This window comes from Streptomyces kurssanovii (assembly GCF_040677245.1).
Taxonomy (GTDB): Bacteria; Actinomycetota; Actinomycetes; order Streptomycetales; family Streptomycetaceae; genus Streptomyces; species Streptomyces kurssanovii.
The window spans coordinates 12,874-30,060 of sequence record NZ_JBFAQK010000011.1 but is presented as its reverse complement, the minus strand read 5'-3'; the positions used below and the strand labels follow the sequence as shown (position 1 = coordinate 30,060).

Annotated in this window: 13 protein-coding genes; 11 read left to right on the top strand and 2 right to left on the bottom strand. The window is 69.6% G+C overall.

Going from position 1 to position 17,187, the window contains the following annotated elements; translation table 11 throughout:
* Positions 1-3 precede the first annotated feature (3 nt).
* The 7 genes from AB0K36_RS11215 to AB0K36_RS11185 all read left to right on the top strand — a co-directional run bounded on the left by AB0K36_RS11215 (position 4) and on the right by AB0K36_RS11185 (position 10,161).
* Positions 4-927: a carbohydrate ABC transporter permease gene (locus tag AB0K36_RS11215; protein WP_364591504.1), complete on the top strand. Its 924-nt coding sequence runs from the start codon at positions 4-6 to the stop codon at positions 925-927.
* A 711-nt stretch (positions 928-1,638) separates the two neighbouring features.
* Positions 1,639-2,838, top strand: coding sequence for an ROK family transcriptional regulator (locus AB0K36_RS11210; protein WP_189471698.1), 1,200 nt, complete (start codon positions 1,639-1,641; stop codon positions 2,836-2,838).
* 170 nt (positions 2,839-3,008) lie between these two features.
* Positions 3,009-4,073 (top strand): substrate-binding domain-containing protein, encoded by a 1,065-nt coding sequence (locus AB0K36_RS11205; RefSeq protein ID WP_189471696.1) that lies wholly within the window; start codon positions 3,009-3,011, stop codon positions 4,071-4,073.
* A gap of 207 nt (positions 4,074-4,280) precedes the next feature.
* Positions 4,281-5,069, top strand: coding sequence for an ATP-binding cassette domain-containing protein (locus AB0K36_RS11200; RefSeq protein ID WP_189471694.1), 789 nt, complete (start codon positions 4,281-4,283; stop codon positions 5,067-5,069).
* The gene (locus AB0K36_RS11195) at positions 5,066-6,349 is read left to right on the top strand and encodes a sugar ABC transporter permease (RefSeq protein WP_364591499.1); all 1,284 of its coding nucleotides are present in this window, start codon (positions 5,066-5,068) and stop codon (positions 6,347-6,349) included. The genes AB0K36_RS11200 and AB0K36_RS11195 overlap by 4 nt, the downstream gene beginning before the upstream one ends.
* A 187-nt stretch (positions 6,350-6,536) precedes the next feature.
* Positions 6,537-8,450, top strand: a complete 1,914-nt coding sequence (dxs, locus tag AB0K36_RS11190; protein WP_364591496.1) for a 1-deoxy-D-xylulose-5-phosphate synthase — start codon at positions 6,537-6,539, stop codon at positions 8,448-8,450.
* A 196-nt stretch (positions 8,451-8,646) separates the two neighbouring features.
* Positions 8,647-10,161 (top strand): amino acid permease, encoded by a 1,515-nt coding sequence (locus AB0K36_RS11185; protein ID WP_364591493.1) that lies wholly within the window; start codon positions 8,647-8,649, stop codon positions 10,159-10,161.
* On the opposite strand, the gene AB0K36_RS11180 is transcribed toward AB0K36_RS11185, so the two are convergent.
* Positions 10,158-10,559 carry an NYN domain-containing protein gene (locus AB0K36_RS11180; protein ID WP_364591490.1) on the bottom strand — a complete coding sequence of 134 codons (402 nt, stop codon included), beginning with the start codon at positions 10,557-10,559 and terminating at the stop codon, positions 10,158-10,160. The two genes, AB0K36_RS11185 and AB0K36_RS11180, sit on opposite strands and share 4 nt — an antisense overlap.
* Before the next feature lie 123 nt (positions 10,560-10,682).
* Here AB0K36_RS11180 and AB0K36_RS11175 point away from each other — a divergent pair, with 123 nt between their 5' ends.
* Entirely contained in the window at positions 10,683-11,774 is a 1,092-nt protein-coding gene (locus AB0K36_RS11175) for a PLL family lectin (protein ID WP_364591487.1), read from the top strand.
* Between the two features lie 126 nt (positions 11,775-11,900).
* Here AB0K36_RS11175 and AB0K36_RS11170 read toward each other — a convergent pair whose 3' ends face one another.
* The gene (locus tag AB0K36_RS11170; RefSeq protein WP_364591484.1) at positions 11,901-12,956 is read right to left on the bottom strand and encodes an LCP family protein; all 1,056 of its coding nucleotides are present in this window, start codon (positions 12,954-12,956) and stop codon (positions 11,901-11,903) included.
* A 249-nt stretch (positions 12,957-13,205) separates the two neighbouring features.
* Between AB0K36_RS11170 and AB0K36_RS11165 the strand changes: the two genes are divergently transcribed.
* The 3 genes from AB0K36_RS11165 to AB0K36_RS11155 all read left to right on the top strand — a co-directional run bounded on the left by AB0K36_RS11165 (position 13,206) and on the right by AB0K36_RS11155 (position 17,180).
* A complete protein-coding gene (locus AB0K36_RS11165) occupies positions 13,206-14,276 on the top strand; it encodes a DUF8189 domain-containing protein (protein ID WP_364591481.1) in 1,071 nt (356 codons plus the stop codon).
* Between the two features lie 166 nt (positions 14,277-14,442).
* Positions 14,443-16,239, top strand: coding sequence for a stealth family protein (locus tag AB0K36_RS11160; RefSeq protein WP_189471681.1), 1,797 nt, complete (start codon positions 14,443-14,445; stop codon positions 16,237-16,239).
* Entirely contained in the window at positions 16,236-17,180 is a 945-nt protein-coding gene (locus AB0K36_RS11155; protein WP_364591478.1) for a hypothetical protein, read from the top strand. The genes AB0K36_RS11160 and AB0K36_RS11155 overlap by 4 nt, the downstream gene beginning before the upstream one ends.
* The last annotated feature ends 7 nt before the right edge of the window (positions 17,181-17,187 follow it).

Below are 17,187 nucleotides of genomic sequence, written 5' to 3'. Positions count from 1 at the left end.
CGGATGACGACCGAAGAGATCGAAACGGTGGCCGAGCAGGATGCCCCTGCCAAGGCCGACCGCACCCCCGAGCCGGCGAAACGGAAGTCCTCCGAGGGCGGCATCCTCAACGTCTTCTCCCACGGCATCCTCATCGTGTGGGGGCTGATGGTGGGCGTGCCGCTGCTCTGGGTGGCCTGGAGCGCCTTCAAGGACAGCAACGGGATCCTCACCGACCCCTGGGGCCTGCCGACGGTCCTGCACTGGGAGAACTGGTCCAACGCGTGGGAAGACGCGAACATGGGCCAGTACTTCATCAACACCGCCATCATCGTGGGCGGTTCGGTGATCGGCACGATGGTCCTCGGGTCCATGGCCGCGTACGTGCTGGCCCGCTTCGAGTTCCCCGGCAACCGGTTCATCTACTACCTGTTCGTGGCCGGCATGTCCTTCCCGGTCTTCATGCTGGTGATCCCGCTGTTCTTCGTCATGCGGGACTTCCCCGGCAGCTCGCTGCTGGCCACCTACCACGGACTGATCCTGGTCTACATCGCCTACTCGCTGCCGTTCACCGTCTTCTTCATGACGGCGTTCTTCCGGACGCTCCCGGCGTCGGTGGCCGAGGCGGCGCTGATCGACGGCGCGTCGCACAGCCGGACGTTCTTCCAGGTGATGCTCCCGATGGCCAAGCCCGGCCTGATCAGCATCGGCATCTTCAACTTCCTCGGCCAGTGGAACCAGTACCTGCTGCCGATGGTCCTCAACCAGCAGGAGGACAAGTACGTCCTCACCCAGGGCCTGGCGATGATCGCGCTCCAGCAGGGCTACGAGAACGACTGGGGAGCGCTGATGGCAGGCATGATGATCGCAATGCTGCCGGTGCTGGTCGTCTACGCGATCTTCCAGCGCCAGGTCCAGTCGGGCCTGACGGCGGGCGCGCTGAAGTAACCACCCCCGTACCGGACCGGGCCCGGCCCCTGCCGCTTCCACGGCCGGGGCCGGGCCTTTTCCCGCCGCCGCCCCGTCCCTTCCCGAACCGGGGCTCCGCCCCGGACCCCATGGGCGCTGACGCCCCCAGCCCTCCCGGGGGACGGGACGTTTCCGTGAGGGCTGACGCCCCCACGCCCTCGAACAGGCCGTGCGCTGCGCGGCTGTTCCCCACCCCGCCCCTTCCCGAAACCGCGGCTCCGCCCCGGACCCCGAGGGGGCCGTGGAGATGCCGCACCCATGAACCTGGCCCGGGCGGGTCCGAAAACCGCCGCACCCGTGGACCTGGCCCGGAGGGTCCGAACACCGCCGCGCCGTCCGGACCTGGCCGGTGAGCCCCGAGACCGCTGTCACCGGCGACCGGGCCGCACTCGCATCATGGGGCGCCGGCCCCGCCGAGACCGTCGCGCCGCCTGCGCGTGAGCTGTCGGGCCGGGCCGGCGCGAGACCTCGTCGGCGCGGATCGTCACGTTGCGGCACTGGTCGTCACTCACCGCGCCCCCGCCCCGGCCGTGCTCATCAGAGGTTGCCCCCGCTCAAGGTCTTGACGGGATAAGCCCCAAAAGGTTGAGCTTAGGGTTCATAAGTTGGAGAGACGTCGGGGTCGCGACACGCGCCCCCGGCCGGGGGCGGTCGTCGCGCCGCCCACCGGGGGCAGGAGTGGATGAGTCAATGGAGACTCCGGGATCGCAGACATCTCTGCACCGGGCCAATCTCGAGCGTGTCGTGCGTGCCGTACGCATGGCGGGTTCGCTGACGCAGGCGGAGATCGCGAGGAGCACCGGCCTCTCCGCGGCCACCGTCTCCAACATCGTCCGTGAGCTCAAGGACGGCGGCACGGTAGAGGTGACGCCGACCTCGGCCGGGGGCCGCAGGGCCCGCAGTGTCTCCCTCAGCGGCGACGCCGGCATCGTGATCGGCGTGGACTTCGGCCATACGCATCTGCGCGTGGCGATCGGCAACCTCGCTCATCAGGTGCTGGCCGAGGAGGCGGAGCCGCTCGATGTGGACGCGTCGTCCGCGGAGGGCTTCGACCGGGCGGAGGCGCTGGTCAACCGGCTGGTGGAGGCCACCGGGATCGGTCCCGGCAAGGTGATCGGCGTGGGGCTCGGCGTGCCGGGCCCCATCGACGTGGAGTCGGGCACGCTGGGCTCGACGGCGATCCTGCCGGGCTGGACCGGCATCAACCCGAGCGAGGAGCTCTCGGCCCGGCTGGGCGTGCCCGTGTACGTCGACAACGACGCCAACCTGGGCGCGCTCGGCGAGATGGTGTGGGGCAGCGGCCGGGGGGTGAAGGACCTCGCGTACATCAAGGTGGCGAGCGGTGTCGGCGCGGGCCTGGTGATAGACGGCCAGATCTACCGCGGTCCGGGCGGTACCGCCGGCGAGATCGGGCACATCACGCTGGACGAGTCGGGCCCGGTGTGCCGTTGCGGCAACCGCGGCTGCCTGGAGACGTTCACGGCGGCCCGGTACGTGCTGCCGCTGCTCCAGTCGAGTCACGGGGCCGAACTGACCATGGAGCGCGTCGTTCAACTGGCGCGGGACGGCGACCCGGGCTGCCGCCGGGTGGTGGCGGACGTGGGCCGCCACATCGGCAGTGGTGTCGCCAACCTGTGCAACCTCCTCAATCCGAGCCGGGTGGTGCTCGGAGGGGATTTGGCGGAGGCTGGAGAGTTGGTACTGGGACCCATTCGTGAGTCCGTCTCCCGTTACGCCATTCCCAGTGCGGCGAGGCAGCTTTCGGTGGCTCCTGGTGCTCTGGGCGGGCGTGCCGAAGTGCTCGGTGCGCTGGCCCTCGTGCTCAGCGAAATGGGTGATTCGACCCTTCTGGACAGTGCGTTGCCGGTCGGAGCGCCCGCCTTCACTTAGATAACGAATGGCACCGTTGTCATCTCGTTAAGGATTTACTCCTTGACGCTGACGGCGGGGCCGAGTTGACTTCCAGCCACCTCGGCCGCAGCGACGCGGCCTCGTCAGGGAGGTTTCTCAACGTGAACGCACATCTGCGTCGTGCTGCTGTTGCTGTCGCCGCTTCCGCGATGGCCGTATCGCTTGCCGCCTGCGGCCAGGCCGGAGACTCGGGCGACAGCGCCGAAGAGTCGGCTGCCAAGAAGGGCGACAACATCACGATCGGCCTGCTCCTTCCGGAGAACCAGACCGCTCGTTACGAGAAGTTCGACAAGCCGCTCATCGAGAAGAAGATCAGCGAGCTGACGAACGGCAAGGCGAAGGTCGTCTACGCCAACGCCAAGCAGGACGCCACGCTGCAGACGCAGCAGGTGGACACCATGATCACGAACAAGGTCGACGCGCTCATCGTCGACGCGGTCGACTCCAAGGCCATCGCCGGCGGTGTGAAGAAGGCCAAGGACGCCGGTATCCCCGTCGTCGCCTTCGACCGTCTCGCCGAGGGTCCGATCGACGCCTACACCTCCTTCGACAACGAAGAGGTCGGCCGGGTGCAGGGCAAGGCGCTGCTCGAGGCCCTGGGCGACAAGGCCAAGGACGGCCAGATCGTCATGATGAACGGCTCGGTCACCGACCCGAACGCCGCGCTGTTCAAGAAGGGTGCCCACGCCGAGCTCGACGGCAAGGTGAACATCGGCAAGGAGTACGACACCAAGGAGTGGAAGCCGGAGAACGCCAACGCCAACATGGAGGCCGCGATCTCGTCCCTCGGCAAGGACAAGATCATCGGTGTCTACTCCGCGAACGACGGCATGGCGGGCGGCATCATCACCGCCCTCAAGTCCGGCGGCTTCACCAAGCTCCCGCCGGTCACCGGCCAGGACGCCGAGCTTGCCGGTGTCCAGCGCATCGTCGCGGGTGAGCAGTTCATGAGCGTCTACAAGCCGTACGCGCCGGAGGCCTCCGCCGCCGCCGAGATGGCCGTGGCGCTCGCCAAGGGCGAGTCGCTCGACGCGATCGCCAAGGAGAAGGTCGACAGCCCCTCCCAGAAGGGCATCCCGTCGGTCCTCGTCCCGGTGGTCTCGCTGACCAAGGACAACATCAAGGACACCGTCGTCAAGGACGGCGTCTACACCGTGAACGAGATCTGCACCCCGAAGTTCAAGGCCGCGTGTGACCAGCTCGGCCTGAAGTAAGGCCGCACGCCGGAGCCCGGTCCCCGGTGCTCCGGCCTCTGCCCGGGCGCCCGCGTCCCGCAGAAACCTTCCGGTGCCCCGCCCCGCCATCAGCCCCCGCTGCCGGTCGGGGCACCGGTCGGAACACCCGCTGCATTTCCAGTCTGCTCAACCTCCGCGCCGCATTTCCCCCGGCGCGGCATCCCCGCCGGTCAGGCGGCGAAGGAGATGGTTCACGTGTCCGCTACGCCCGTGTTGGCGTTGCGCGGGGTCTCCAAGCGGTTCGGTGCCGTCCAGGCGCTCACCGACGTAGAGCTTGAGGTCCACGCCGGCGAGGTGGTCGCCCTGGTCGGCGACAACGGCGCCGGAAAGTCCACGCTGGTCAAGACGATCGCCGGTGTGCACCCCATCGATGAAGGCTCCATCGAGTGGGAGGGCAAGCGGGTCTCGATCAACCGGCCGCACGACGCCCAGAACCTCGGCATCGCGACCGTCTACCAGGACCTCGCGCTGTGCGACAACATCGACGTCGTCGGCAACCTCTACCTCGGCCGGGAGCTGCACAAGCGCGGCGTGCTCGACGAGGTCGAGATGGAGCGACGCGCCCTCGAACTGCTGAAGACGCTGTCGATCCGTATCCCCAGCGTCCGTATCCCGATCGCCTCGCTCTCCGGCGGTCAGCGCCAGACCGTGGCCATCGCCCGTTCGATGCTCGGCGAGCCCAAGCTCGTCATCCTCGACGAGCCCACCGCCGCTCTCGGTGTCGAGCAGACCGCACAGGTGCTCGACCTCGTGGAGCGGCTGCGGGAGCGCGGCCACGCCGTCGTCCTCATCAGCCACAACATGGCCGACGTCAAGGCTGTCGCCGACAAGGTCGCCGTGCTCAGGCTGGGCAGGAACAACGGTGTCTTCGAGGTCAAGTCGACCTCGCAGGAAGAGATCATCTCCGCCATCACCGGTGCCACGGACAACGCCGTGACCCGCCGTGCGGCGCGCAACGCGGAGGTTACGAAGTGACCACGGAAAAGACCCCCACCGCCACGAAGGTGGTCAACCCGGACGCCGCGCACGACGCGCTGACCGCGGTCGACCCCCGTCTGCTGGTGCGCGAGCAGGGGCTCAAGGGCTACTTCTCCGAGTTCAAGCGCAAGGTGCACGCCGGCGACCTCGGGTCGATCCCGGTCGTCATCGGTCTGATCGTCATCGCGGTGATCTTCCAGACCATGAACTCGCAGTTCCTCTCGGCGGAGAACCTGAGCAACATCGCCGTCACGATGGTCGCCACCGGCATGATGGCCGTCGGCATCATCTTCGTGCTGCTGCTCGGTGAGATCGACCTGTCGGTCGGCTCCGTCAGCGGTGTCTCCGGTGCGATCGTCGCCGTGCTGAGCGTGACGCACGGGATGAACGAATGGCTGGCGCTGGTCGTCGCCCTCGCCAGCGGCGCCGCCATCGGCGCCCTGCACGGCTTCTTCTTCGCCAAGATCGGCGCCCCGGCGTTCGCCGTGACGCTGGCCGGCCTGCTGTTCTGGCTGGGCTTCATGCTGCAGCTGCTCGGTGAGAACGGCACGATCAACCTGGACGGCGAGGGCGTCGTCGGACAGCTGACCACGTACTACTTCTCCGACATCGCGGCCGCCTACGGGCTCGCCGCCGTCGCCGTGGCCGGCTTCTTCCTGTCGTCCTTCTTCGACAACCGCCGCCGCGCCGCGGCCGGCGTCCCGTCCCGGCCGCTGTCCGACATCGTGATGCGCACGGTGCTCCTCGGAGTCGTCGCGTTCGCCGCGGCCGCCATGTTCAACCAGTACAAGGGCCTGCCCCTGGCGCTGGTGCTGTTCCTGGCCGTCCTCGTGATCACGGACTTCGTGCTCCGCCGGACGGCCTACGGCCGGAAGATCTTCGCGCTCGGCGGCAGCGTCGAGGCCTCGCGCCGCGCCGGTATCAACGTCACCGCGGTGCGTGTCTCGGTCTTCGCGCTGGCCGGGCTGTTCGCGGCCGTCGGTGGTCTGTTCTGGGCCTCCAAGATCGCGGCGGCCAACCAGAGCGCCGGCGCCGGTGACCTGCTGATGAACGTCATCGCCGCGGCCGTCATCGGCGGCACCAGCCTCTTCGGTGGCCGGGGCCGCACCTGGAACGCCCTGCTGGGCGTCATGGTCATCGTCTCGATCCAGTACGGACTCGCCCTGGAAGGCATCGCGACGCCGATCCAGTACATGATCACCGGTGGTGTCCTGCTGGCGACGGTCGTGATCGACTCCGTCACCCGAAGGACGCAGAAGACCGCAGGTCGCGCCTAGTACGACCGCACAGTGCCCGGTGCCGCCCAGCGGTGCCGGGCACTGCTGTGTCACGTCATAGACGTGACACAGAACCCACCGCCCGATGACCGAGCGCGTGCACGGAACATTAGACTCGGGCAATCGGCAAGGTCGATCAGCCCAGAGTCGATCGGCTCGGATGCAGCTCGAATGCAAGGAGGCACGGGTGGCACTGCTTTCCCGTATCAGGGGACCGCGCGACCTGGACCGGCTCGGCCCGGAGCAGTTGGAGCAGCTGGCCGCAGAGATCCGCACCTTCCTGGTGGACGCCGTCTCCAAGACCGGTGGGCACCTCGGACCCAACCTCGGCGTGGTCGAGCTGACCATCGCCCTCCACCGTGTCTTCGAGTCCCCCAAGGACAAGGTCCTCTGGGACACCGGGCACCAGAGCTATGTCCACAAGCTGCTGACCGGCCGCCAGGACTTCTCCAGGCTCAAGATGAAGGGCGGACTGTCCGGCTACCCCTCGCAGGGCGAGTCCGAGCACGACGTCATCGAGAACTCGCACGCCTCCACCGTGCTCGGCTGGGCCGACGGCCTCGCCAAGGCGAACGAGGTCCTGAAGAAGGACGACCACGTCGTCGCCGTCATCGGCGACGGCGCGCTCACCGGCGGCATGGCCTGGGAGGCGCTGAACAACATCGCCGCCGCCAAGGACCGTCCGCTGGTCATCGTCGTCAACGACAACGAGCGCTCGTACGCGCCGACCATCGGCGGCCTCGCCAACCACCTGGCCACCCTGCGCACCACCGACGGCTACGAGCGCTTCCTCGCCCGTGGCAAGGACCTCCTGGAGCGCACCCCCGTCGTCGGCAAGCCGCTGTACGGCACGCTGCACGGCGCGAAGAAGGGCCTCAAGGACTTCATCGCCCCGCAGGGCATGTTCGAGGACCTCGGCCTCAAGTACGTCGGCCCCATCGACGGCCACGACATCGAGGCGCTCGAGTCGGCCCTCGCCCGCGCCAAGCGCTTCGGCGGCCCCGTCATCGTGCACTGCCTCACAGAGAAGGGCCGCGGCTACCAGCCCGCCCTCGCGGACGAGGCGGACCGCTTCCACGCCGTCGGCAAGATCCACCCCGACACGGGTCTGCCCATCTCGAGCTCCGGCCTCGACTGGACCTCGGTGTTCGGCGAGGAGATGGTCAAGCTCGGCAAGGAGCGCGAGGACATCGTCGCCATCACGGCCGCGATGCTCCAGCCGGTGGGACTCGACCGGTTCGCCAAGGCGTTCCCCGAGCGGGTCTACGACGTCGGCATCGCCGAGCAGCACGGCGCGGTCTCGGCCGCGGGCCTGGCGACCGGCGGCCTGCACCCCGTCTTCGCCGTCTACGCCACCTTCCTCAACCGCGCCTTCGACCAGGTCCTGATGGACGTCGCCCTGCACAAGTGCGGTGTGACCTTCGTACTGGACCGTGCCGGTGTCACCGGCACCGACGGCGCCTCGCACAACGGCATGTGGGACATGTCGATCCTTCAGGTCGTCCCCGGCCTGCGGATCGCCGCCCCCCGCGACGCCGACCAGGTCCGCGCCCAGCTGCGCGAGGCCGTCGAGGTCGACGACGCGCCGACCGTGGTCCGCTTCTCCAAGGGCGCGGTCGGACCGGCCGTCAAGGCCGTCGGCAAAGCCGGCGGCATGGATGTGCTGCGCCGGCCGGACGCCGACCGGCCCGACGTCCTGCTGGTCTCCGTCGGCGCCCTCGCCCCGATGTGCCTGGAGATCGCCGACCTGCTCGACGCCCAGGGCATCTCGACCACCGTCGTCGACCCCCGCTGGGTCAAGCCCGTCGACGAGGCGCTCGCGCCGCTCGCGGAGCGGCACCGGGTGGTCGTCACCGTCGAGGACAACAGCAGGGTCGGCGGCGTCGGCTCCGCGATCGCCCAGGCGCTGCGCGACGCGGGCGTGGACGTGCCGCTGCGCGACTTCGGCATCCCGCCCCGCTTCCTCGACCACGCCTCCCGCAAGGAGGTCATGGCGGAGATCGGCCTGACCGCACCGGACATCGCCCGTCAGGTCACCGGTCTGGTCTCCAAGCTCGACGGCCGCATCGACAGCGAGGCGGTCGAGCCCGCCCGCGACTGATCCGCCGCCGCCCGATGCGATCGATCCGTGGACGAACGGGACGGATCGTGTGCACGACGTGCCGAGCGCGGGCCGGAGGGTAACCCTGAAAGGGTGGTCCCTTCGGCCCATTCGGCTGAACTCCACCCGTTCCGGCTCTCTGTGGACCACGCACCGTCCCGATCATGACGAGGACGACAAGTGTGGAGGTGCAGGGGTGAGCACAGATACTGACCCGTCCGGCGGCAGGCGAGGCGTCTTCCGGACCAAGCCCGTCGAGCAGTCGATCAGGGACACCGAAGAGCCGGAGCACGCACTCAAGAAGTCCCTCTCCGCCATGGACCTCACCGTCTTCGGCGTGGGTGTCATCATCGGCACCGGCATCTTCGTGCTCACCGGCACGGTCGCGAAGAACAACGCCGGTCCGGCGACCGCACTCGCTTTCGTCGCCTCCGGCATCGTCTGTGCCCTGGCGGCGCTGTGCTACGCCGAGTTCGCCTCCACCGTCCCGGTGGCCGGCTCCGCCTACACCTTCGCGTACGCCTCACTCGGCGAACTGCCCGCCTGGATCATCGGCTGGGACCTGGTGCTGGAGTTCGCGCTCGGCACAGCCGTGGTGGCGGTCGGCTGGTCGGGTTATGTGCGTTCGCTGATGGACAACGTGGGGTGGAACCTGCCCGCGGGGCTGCAGGGTCCTGATGTGGAGGGCGGCACCTTCGATCTGCTGGCCTTCGTCCTCATCCTGCTGCTGACGGCGATCCTCGTCGTCGGCATGAAGCTCTCCGCACGCATCACCGCTGTGGTCGTGGCCATCAAGGTCGGCGTGGTGCTGATCGTCATCGTCGCGGGCCTCTTCTTCGTCAAGGCCGCCAACTACGACCCCTTCATCCCCGAGAAGCAGGGCCAGATCGAGGGCAGCGGCTGGGACGCGCCACTGGTGCAGCTGCTGTTCGGCTACGAGCCCACCAACTTCGGCGTGATGGGCATCTTCACCGCCGCGTCCATCGTCTTCTTCGCCTTCATCGGCTTCGACGTCGTGGCCACGGCGGCCGAGGAGACCAAGCTGCCGCAGCGAGACATGCCGCGCGGCATCCTGGGATCGCTGCTCATCTGCACCGTGCTCTACGTCGCCGTGTCCCTCGTGGTGACCGGCATGCAGCACTACAGCGAACTGTCGATCAGCGCCCCGCTGGCGGACGCCTTCAAGGCCACGGGCCATCCGTTCTTCGCGGGCGTCATCAGCTTCGGCGCGGCGGTCGGCCTGACGACGGTGTGCATGATCCTGCTGCTGGGGCAGACCCGGGTGTTCTTCGCCATGAGCCGCGACGGCCTGCTGCCGCGGTTCTTCTCCAAGACCCACCCGCGTTTCCGCACCCCGTACCGTCCGACCATCCTGCTCGGTGTGATCATCGCCGTCGTCGCCGGCTTCACCAGCATCAACGAGCTGGCCACCCTGGTGAACATCGGCACGCTCTTCGCGTTCGTGGTCGTCGCCCTCGGCGTGATCATCCTGCGGCGCACCCGGCCGGATCTGCACCGCGCGTTCCGTACCCCGATGGTGCCCCTGGTGCCGATCCTGTCGGTCGCGGCATCGGTGTGGCTGATGCTCAACCTGCCGGGCGAGACGTGGTTCCGGTTCGCCGTCTGGATGGCCATCGGGATCGTCGTGTACGCGCTCTACGGGCGCAGGAACAGCCGCCTCGGCAAGGCGGGCCGCGAGGCCGAGTACTAGGCCCTGTCCTGGTCGGGCTCCGCAGGGCGCACGGCACGCGGGCCCACGCACCGCGCGCCGTGCGCCTCGGCCCTTCTCCGGAGCTCGCGGTCGGCCGTGACGACCACGCAGGTCCGGCCGGCCGACTCCCGCACCCTCGCAACGATCAGGTCGTCACCGCTCCCCGGCGCCGGCTCCACCGTGACGCCCGGCACGGAGCCGACGCCCCGGGCCGCCCCCTCCACGACGAGCAGCACCTCCACGGGCCCCGGCTCCCCGGCGATCCCCTCCGTCGCGGTGACGGCCAGCCGGTCCCGAAGCCGCTCCGCCGCACCGAAGCGGTCGCGCCACCATCCGTCGGGCACGGAGCCGACGACGTTGGCGCCGTCCACGATCAGGAGCAGGGGCGGCTCGTTCATGGCACCAGGGTCGCAGGGTGCGCGGGGCCGTGGCGTACGCGGCCCGCCGGTGCTGCCAGAATTGACCGGACGGTGAGGCAACTCGCCGCCCTCCCCGACCCGTTCCGACGCACTGGACTTCCCATGCCGACTGAGCGTGCGACCACGCTTCGAGACCGAGACCAGGCCGATGAAAGACGGCTTTCGGGTGAATGGCTGACCCGCGGCAAGGACGGTGTCCTCACCGCGTACGCACCCGCGGACGGCGCGGTGCTGCGCTGGACGGAGACGCCGTCCGGATGGAGCGGGCCTGACCGGCTCGACGCACCCGGGCTGATGCCGGTGCTCACCGTCGCCCAGGGAGCGGACGGCTACGCCCACCTGATCGGCCTGCGCCGGACCGGCACCGACGCTGAGGGGGAGCGGGAACTGGAACTGGTGCACGCGGTGCAGTTCCAGACCGGGCGCCCGCTGCTCGGCTGGCACGCGCTCGGTCACCCGAACAAGGTCCGCCGGTGGACCGGCGACCCGGTGGCCGCGGTCGACGGCGAGGGCCGGGTCTGCGTGTTCCTGCGCAACGGCGGCAACGGTGTGAGCTGCCGGGTCCAGGGGGTCCGCGGCGGCTGGGGCGGCTGGCAGGACCTGGGCGGACGCGGGACGGGGGAGGCACTGGCGGTCGCCACCGACGGGGAGGGTCTGGTCGAACTCTTCGTACCGGGCCGGAACCAGATCACCCGGTACACCCAGGAGAAGCCCGGTGCGGCCTTCGCCCCGGCGGAACGCCTGGACGTCCAGGCGGCGCCGGGAGGAGCGTTCTCCGCGATCACCACGGTCTCCGGGACCGTCTCGCTCTTCTACACCGACGGCGACGGGGTGATCCAGGTCTGGGCACCGGGCCGGCTGCCGGAGCCCCGGCCGCTGATGGACGCCGCGGGGCCCGGGCCGCTGGCGCTCTCGCGGCTGGTCATCGACGACCATGACTGCACGGTCCTCGCCCAGGAGGCGGACGAGGGGCAGGTGGCGTTCGCCGCGTACCCCACCGAGGACGAGTCGGCGGGCGGCTGGTGGACCCGTACGGCCACCACCGGCTCCGGCCACCTGCCGCTGGCTGTGCGGGAACACGGCGGGCACGGCCTGGTGGCCATGGCCCTCACGCGGGACGGCAGTCCGATCGTCAGCAGACAGAAGACCGAGGCGGGCGGGTTCGCGCTGGGGAGCTGGAAGCCTCTGCGGTGAGGCCGCCGGGCCGCCGGGCCGCGGAGTCCTGAGGACCGTCGACCGGAGCGGTCCGGCGGACCGCGGCGTACGCGCGAAGCCACGGCGCGCGCGAGGCGCGGCCGTGGCTTCCGGGCCGGCGGTCCGTCAGCCGCCCGTGGCGGGCGACTTCTTCGCGGACTCAGGGATCGCGGAGTCCTCGCGGATCGCCTTCCACAGCTCGGTCGCCTGCGGCTCGGCGGCCACGACCCGGTTCGGGTCCACCTTGTCGTAGGCGACGGGCAGCATGATCGTCTCCATCGACGCGGGGTCGACACCGTCCATGCTGCGGGCGAAGTCGGCGAGTTTCGTCAGGGAGTCGAGTCCGGAGTCGGTCGTCAGGGACTGCGTCAGCGAGTCGGCGATCTTGAACGACTTGGCCGGACTGCCCAGCAGGTCCTGCGACTTGACCTCGCTGAGGAGCGCCATCATGAACTGCTGCTGGAGGCCGATGCGGCCGAGGTCGCTGCCGTCGCCGATGCCGTGCCGGGTCCTGACGAACGCCAGTGACTGCGTGCCGTCGAGCTTGTGGGAGCCGGCCGTGAGATCGAGGCCGGACTCCTTGTCGTGGATGGGCTCCTTCACGTCGACGGTCACGCCGCCTATCGCGTCGACGAGTTCCTTGAACCCGGAGAAGTCGATCTCCATGTAGTGATCGATCCGGACGCCGGACATCTTCTCGACGGTGCTGATCACACAGGCGGGACCGGCGCTGGTGTAGACGGAGTTGAACATCACCCGCTCCGCGGCCGGGAGCTCGGAGCCGTCCTTCTTGGTGCACTTGGGCCGGCTGACGAGGGTGTCGCGCGGAATGCTGACGGCGACGGCCTGCTGCCGGCCCTCGGGTATGTGGACGACCATCGCCGTGTCGGAACGCGCGGTGCCGCCCACGTTGCCGCCCGCGAGGTCCTTGTTGTCGCCCGAGCGTGAGTCGGAGCCGAGCACGAGGATGTCCCGGGCGCCGGTGGCGAGTTTCTCCGGCCGCTCGCCGTTGACGGCATCGTCGATGTCGATCGACTCGATGTTGCCGTCGAGGCGGCTGTACAGCCAGTATCCGGTGCCGGCCGCTGCGAGGACGAGTACGAGCAGCGTTCCTAGAACGATCCGGAGCACGGGTCGCTTGCGGGACCGGCCCCGCTTTCTGCGGCCGCCTTCGTCAGTCATGGTCGTCCAACCTTCGTGCTGAGCCCGTCCGGGCATGTGTCATCGCGTCGCCTTGATGGCCGTTCATGGGGGAGGCTGCTGTCACGAAGGTGCACGATCGGGGCCGGTGGGGACGGCCTCTGTTGTCCGAGGTGCGTACCCCGAGCAGGGCAGCGGCGGAAGTGATCGTACAGTGAACAGACTATGGTGATCCAACGATCAACGGGTGAATGAAAACCCAACCGGTCCTATCTTACGCACTGGATTGACATGCCTACTGCACGCACCCGCCCGTCCCGAGAGGACGGCACGCTCGGTGCCTCCCTTCTGACAGGGTCGTGGCTGACCTGCGGAAAAGAAGGGCTCTTCAGTGCCTATGCGCCCACGGAGGGCGCTGTGCTGCGCTGGACGGAAGGCCGCTCCGGATGGTCGGAGCCGGACCGGCTGACCCATGACGGGCTGACCGCCGACCTGACGGTCGCTCAAGGAGCGGATCGATATGTCCATCTCGTGGGCATACGTCGCACCGGCGCGGGTGACGAGGTGGAGTTGACCCACGCCGTGCAGTTCCAGACCGGGCGGCCGGTGCTGGGATGGACCTCGCTGGGGCATCCGAACAGGACCGGCCCGTGGACGGGGCACCCCGCCGCGGCCGTCGACGCCGACGGGCGGCTCTGCGTCTTCGTGCGCAACGGTGGCGGCGGTGTGAGCTGCCGGGTGCAGAACAGTCGCGGGTGGGGCGGCTGGCAGGACCTCGGCGGCGCGCGGACCGGCGACACTCTGGCCGCGGCGGCCGACGGAGCGGGCCGGGTGCAGCTCTTCGTGCCGGGGGCGCGGGCGATCCGCTGGTTCACGCAGGAGAAGGCCGGCGGCGCGTTCGTCCTGAGCGGTCAGCTGGACGCCGTCGCGGCGCCGGGTGCGTTCACCGCCCTCGCGACCAGCTCCGGCTCCGTCTCGCTGTACTTCCTCGACGGCAGGGGAGTCGTCAACGTCTGGGCCCCGGGACGTTCCCCTTACGCGCACCCGCTCGTGCAGGCCGCCGGCGCCGGGCCGCTGGTGGCGACCCGCGCCATGATCGGCGGATACGACTGCACGGTCCTGGCACAGGAGTCCGGGCCGGGGCGGGTCTCCTTCACGGCCCATCCCACCGAGCAGGAGTCGGCGGGCGCGTGGTGGTCGGAGACCGACACCGGGGCGCCTTCCGTCGTGCCGGCCGTGTGTACCGGCACCGACGGCCGCATGGTCGCCGCCGCCCTGGCGGATCGGCATCAACTGTGGCTTACGCGACAGAAGGTGTCGGACGAAGGTTTTCTGCTGGACAAATGGAGAAAGAAAATGTGAAGATCCTGCGCGTGATCGATCAGTTCAGGGTGAAGTGATCGGTTCTCTGTCGATCTTGGGTGTGCGTCTCATGGGGGGGCCGTGACGACCGCGCCGGGCCGCCGATCTGCCGCAGCGTCGCTGGCAGGGGCGCGGCGTGCCTCGTCTGGGATGGTGCGGTAGTTCAGTGGTCAGCCTCGAGAACCCCGAGGCCAGCGCGCTTGTGTCGACTTATCGATCTCTCGTGCCGGTCCGTGCGCGCAGGAAGATTGTCCGGCGGGTCCCGCAGCCGCTGCGTAACGCGGTCATGGCCGCTCTGGCACTCGCCGACGCCGTGCGCACCGCCACCGTCGTCTGGATGCTCGGCGGGCGCCGTAAGCCGGCCCGCCACAGTGCCGCGGCGCTGCTCAAGGTCGTGAAGGTGGGCGGCAGGCACGCCCGCGCCACGCTGGTGCCCGGAGCCACCGCCTGGGCGGCCCGGGCGCGGAACCTGCACATCGTCGTCGCCGCCCTCGAGGCCGCGGACATCGACTACTTCTGCGTCCGTGGCGTGTCCGGCCCCCTTCCCTGCGTGGCGGTGCCCTCCGGTTCCAGAGGCGACGTGGAGGAAGTGCTGCGGCTGGTGTTCGGACGCAACCCCGGCTACGTCGGCACCATCGGCGCGCGGATGCACCCGGGCGCCTCCGCGAAGACCTGGCGGCGGCTGACCTCGCAGAAGGTCCTGCGCCTGGCCTGGTACGTGTGCGACCCGACCGGCGAACTCGTCTTCGGCGACGAATCGGGCTGCGACCTGGAGTTCTGGACGGAGACCGACGGCCGGCTCGTCGCTCCGCGACCCAACCGGGTGGTGACCGAGGTGCCGTCGGCACGGGAGACCGGCTGGGCCCCGCAGACGCTGTTCAGCACCGTCCCGGCCGCTTACACGACCGGATACGCCCGTACTCTGCCCGAGTTCGCCGCGCCGCTCCCCGAGGACCACCTCTTCCCGATCGACGTCGTCTACACATGGGTCGACGGCGACGACCCGAAGTGGCGTGCCAGCAGGGACGCGGTCCGCAACGGGAAGACGGCGGCCGACGCGCCGCCGCTGCACGAGCAGGCCGCGAACGACTCCCGCTACACCAGCCGTGACGAACTCCTCTTCTCCCTCCGCGCCCTCCACCAGTACGCCCCGTGGGTACGCCGGGTCCACCTCGTCACCGCCGGCCAGGTGCCGCGGTGGCTGAACACCGACCACCCCGGGCTGCGGGTCGTGGACCACCGCGAGATCTTCTCGGATCCCGACGCGCTGCCGACCTTCAACTCGCACGCGATCGAGAGCCAGCTGCACCACATCCCGGACCTCGCGGAGCACTTCCTGTACCTGAACGACGACGTCTTCTTCGGCCGTCCCGTCCAGCCCGGACAGTTCTTCCACCCCAACGGACTGACCAAGTTCTTCATGTCCAAGGCGCTGATCCCCTCGGGCAGCGCGGGCCCCGACGACCTGCCGGTCAACGCGGCCGGCAAGAACAGCAGAGGCCTGATCGCCCAGCAGTTCGGCACGGTCATCTCGCAGAAGATGAAGCACACCCCGCACGCCCTGCGGCGCAGCGTCCTCGACGAGATCGAGCAGGTCTACGCCCAGGCGCACCGGGTCACCCAGCACTCCCGCTTCCGCTCGCCGCACGACGTGCCCATCGCCTCGTCGCTGCACCACTACTACGCGTACCACTCCGCGCGGGCGACCGTCGGCGACATCCGGTACGTCTACATCGACCTCGCGGACAAGCTCGCCCATCGGCGTCTCAACTCCCTGCTGGCGAAGCGGAACTTCGACACCTTCTGCATCAACGACACCGTCGAGGCCGACGATCCCGATGCCCAGGCGCGCATGATCGACACGTTCCTGAACACGTACTTCCCGGTTCCCAGCCCGTACGAGCAGGCCGGCGCCGACGCGCTCGAGGCCCCGCGTACCGGCGGCCTGGGGCTGAGCGCATGAGCCGTGTCCGCAGACGCCTGGGCGCCGCGCGCCGCGGCGTCCGTGCCCGCTTCGGCGCCGTCCGCCTGCGGGTGATGACCCGCTTCTTCCTGCCCCGGCGGGAGAGCGGTACCGCTGTGCTGCGCTACGCGGCACTGCTCGACGGACAGACGCTCAACCTCCACGCCGTGCTGCCGACGTCCGTCAAGGCGGCGGACAGCGCGGAGATCCTCGTCCGGCGCCGGGGGAGCCGCCACCGGGTGCCGGCGACCGTGTACGAGAGCGGAGGCCGGCTGCTGATGGACGCGGCCGTCCTCTTCGGCGAGCAGGCCGGCGGACTCCCGGTCGGGCGCGGGCGCTGGAAGCTGCGGCTGAGGGTCGGCGCCGGGAAGAAGTCGCGCCGGATGCCCCTGCTGCTCCGTGAACTGCCCGCCCCCACCGGCGGCCCGACCGGCGCGATGAGCGTCTCGCCGGTCACCGGCGACCGCTACCGCGTGGGCCGCACCCTGCGGGGCGACGCGCGGGTCGTGTGCAGCAAGGCCAGTCCGGCGGCCGAGGTCGCCAACGTCCACTCGGCTCATTCCGGGGTGGAACTGGACCTCTATCTCTTCGGCGTGCGGGCGGCCCGCCCGGTGGCGGAGTTCGTGGCGGCCGGACAGAGCGTCGAACGGCCCCTGTCCGAGACGGTTCCGGGACTGTGGCGGGTCGAGGTGCCGCTGTCCGAGATGGTCCCCGACAGCGGCCGGCGGGTGCACTGGGACGTCATGGTGCATCCCGGAGGCGGCAAGCGTCCGCTGCGTCTGGCCAGGCGGCTGCACGACGTACGCGACCCCGGCAAGGTGTTCGGGATGCGAAGGATCACGGTCGCTCCGCAGCGGGAGCGGCTGATGGTGGTCGAGCCCCGCTACACGCCGGCGGGCAACTTCCGGCTCACCTGCAGCCGCGAGGCAGAGGGCAAGTAGAGGGTTC

What these genes read in the sequence shown, in the direction of transcription:
- AB0K36_RS11215 (WP_364591504.1), top strand. Translation starts at nt 4, where the DNA reads ATGACGACCGAAGAGATCGAAACGGTGGCCGAGCAGGATGCCCCTGCC.
- AB0K36_RS11210 (WP_189471698.1), top strand. Translation starts at nt 1,639, where the DNA reads ATGGAGACTCCGGGATCGCAGACATCTCTGCACCGGGCCAATCTCGAG.
- AB0K36_RS11205 (WP_189471696.1), top strand. Translation starts at nt 3,009, where the DNA reads ATGGCCGTATCGCTTGCCGCCTGCGGCCAGGCCGGAGACTCGGGCGAC.
- AB0K36_RS11200 (WP_189471694.1), top strand. Translation starts at nt 4,281, where the DNA reads ATGGTTCACGTGTCCGCTACGCCCGTGTTGGCGTTGCGCGGGGTCTCC.
- AB0K36_RS11180 (WP_364591490.1), bottom strand. Translation starts at nt 10,559, where the DNA reads ATGAACGAGCCGCCCCTGCTCCTGATCGTGGACGGCGCCAACGTCGTC.
- AB0K36_RS11175 (WP_364591487.1), top strand. Translation starts at nt 10,683, where the DNA reads ATGCCGACTGAGCGTGCGACCACGCTTCGAGACCGAGACCAGGCCGAT.
- AB0K36_RS11170 (WP_364591484.1), bottom strand. Translation starts at nt 12,956, where the DNA reads ATGACTGACGAAGGCGGCCGCAGAAAGCGGGGCCGGTCCCGCAAGCGA.
- AB0K36_RS11165 (WP_364591481.1), top strand. Translation starts at nt 13,206, where the DNA reads ATGCCTACTGCACGCACCCGCCCGTCCCGAGAGGACGGCACGCTCGGT.
- AB0K36_RS11155 (WP_364591478.1), top strand. Translation starts at nt 16,236, where the DNA reads ATGAGCCGTGTCCGCAGACGCCTGGGCGCCGCGCGCCGCGGCGTCCGT.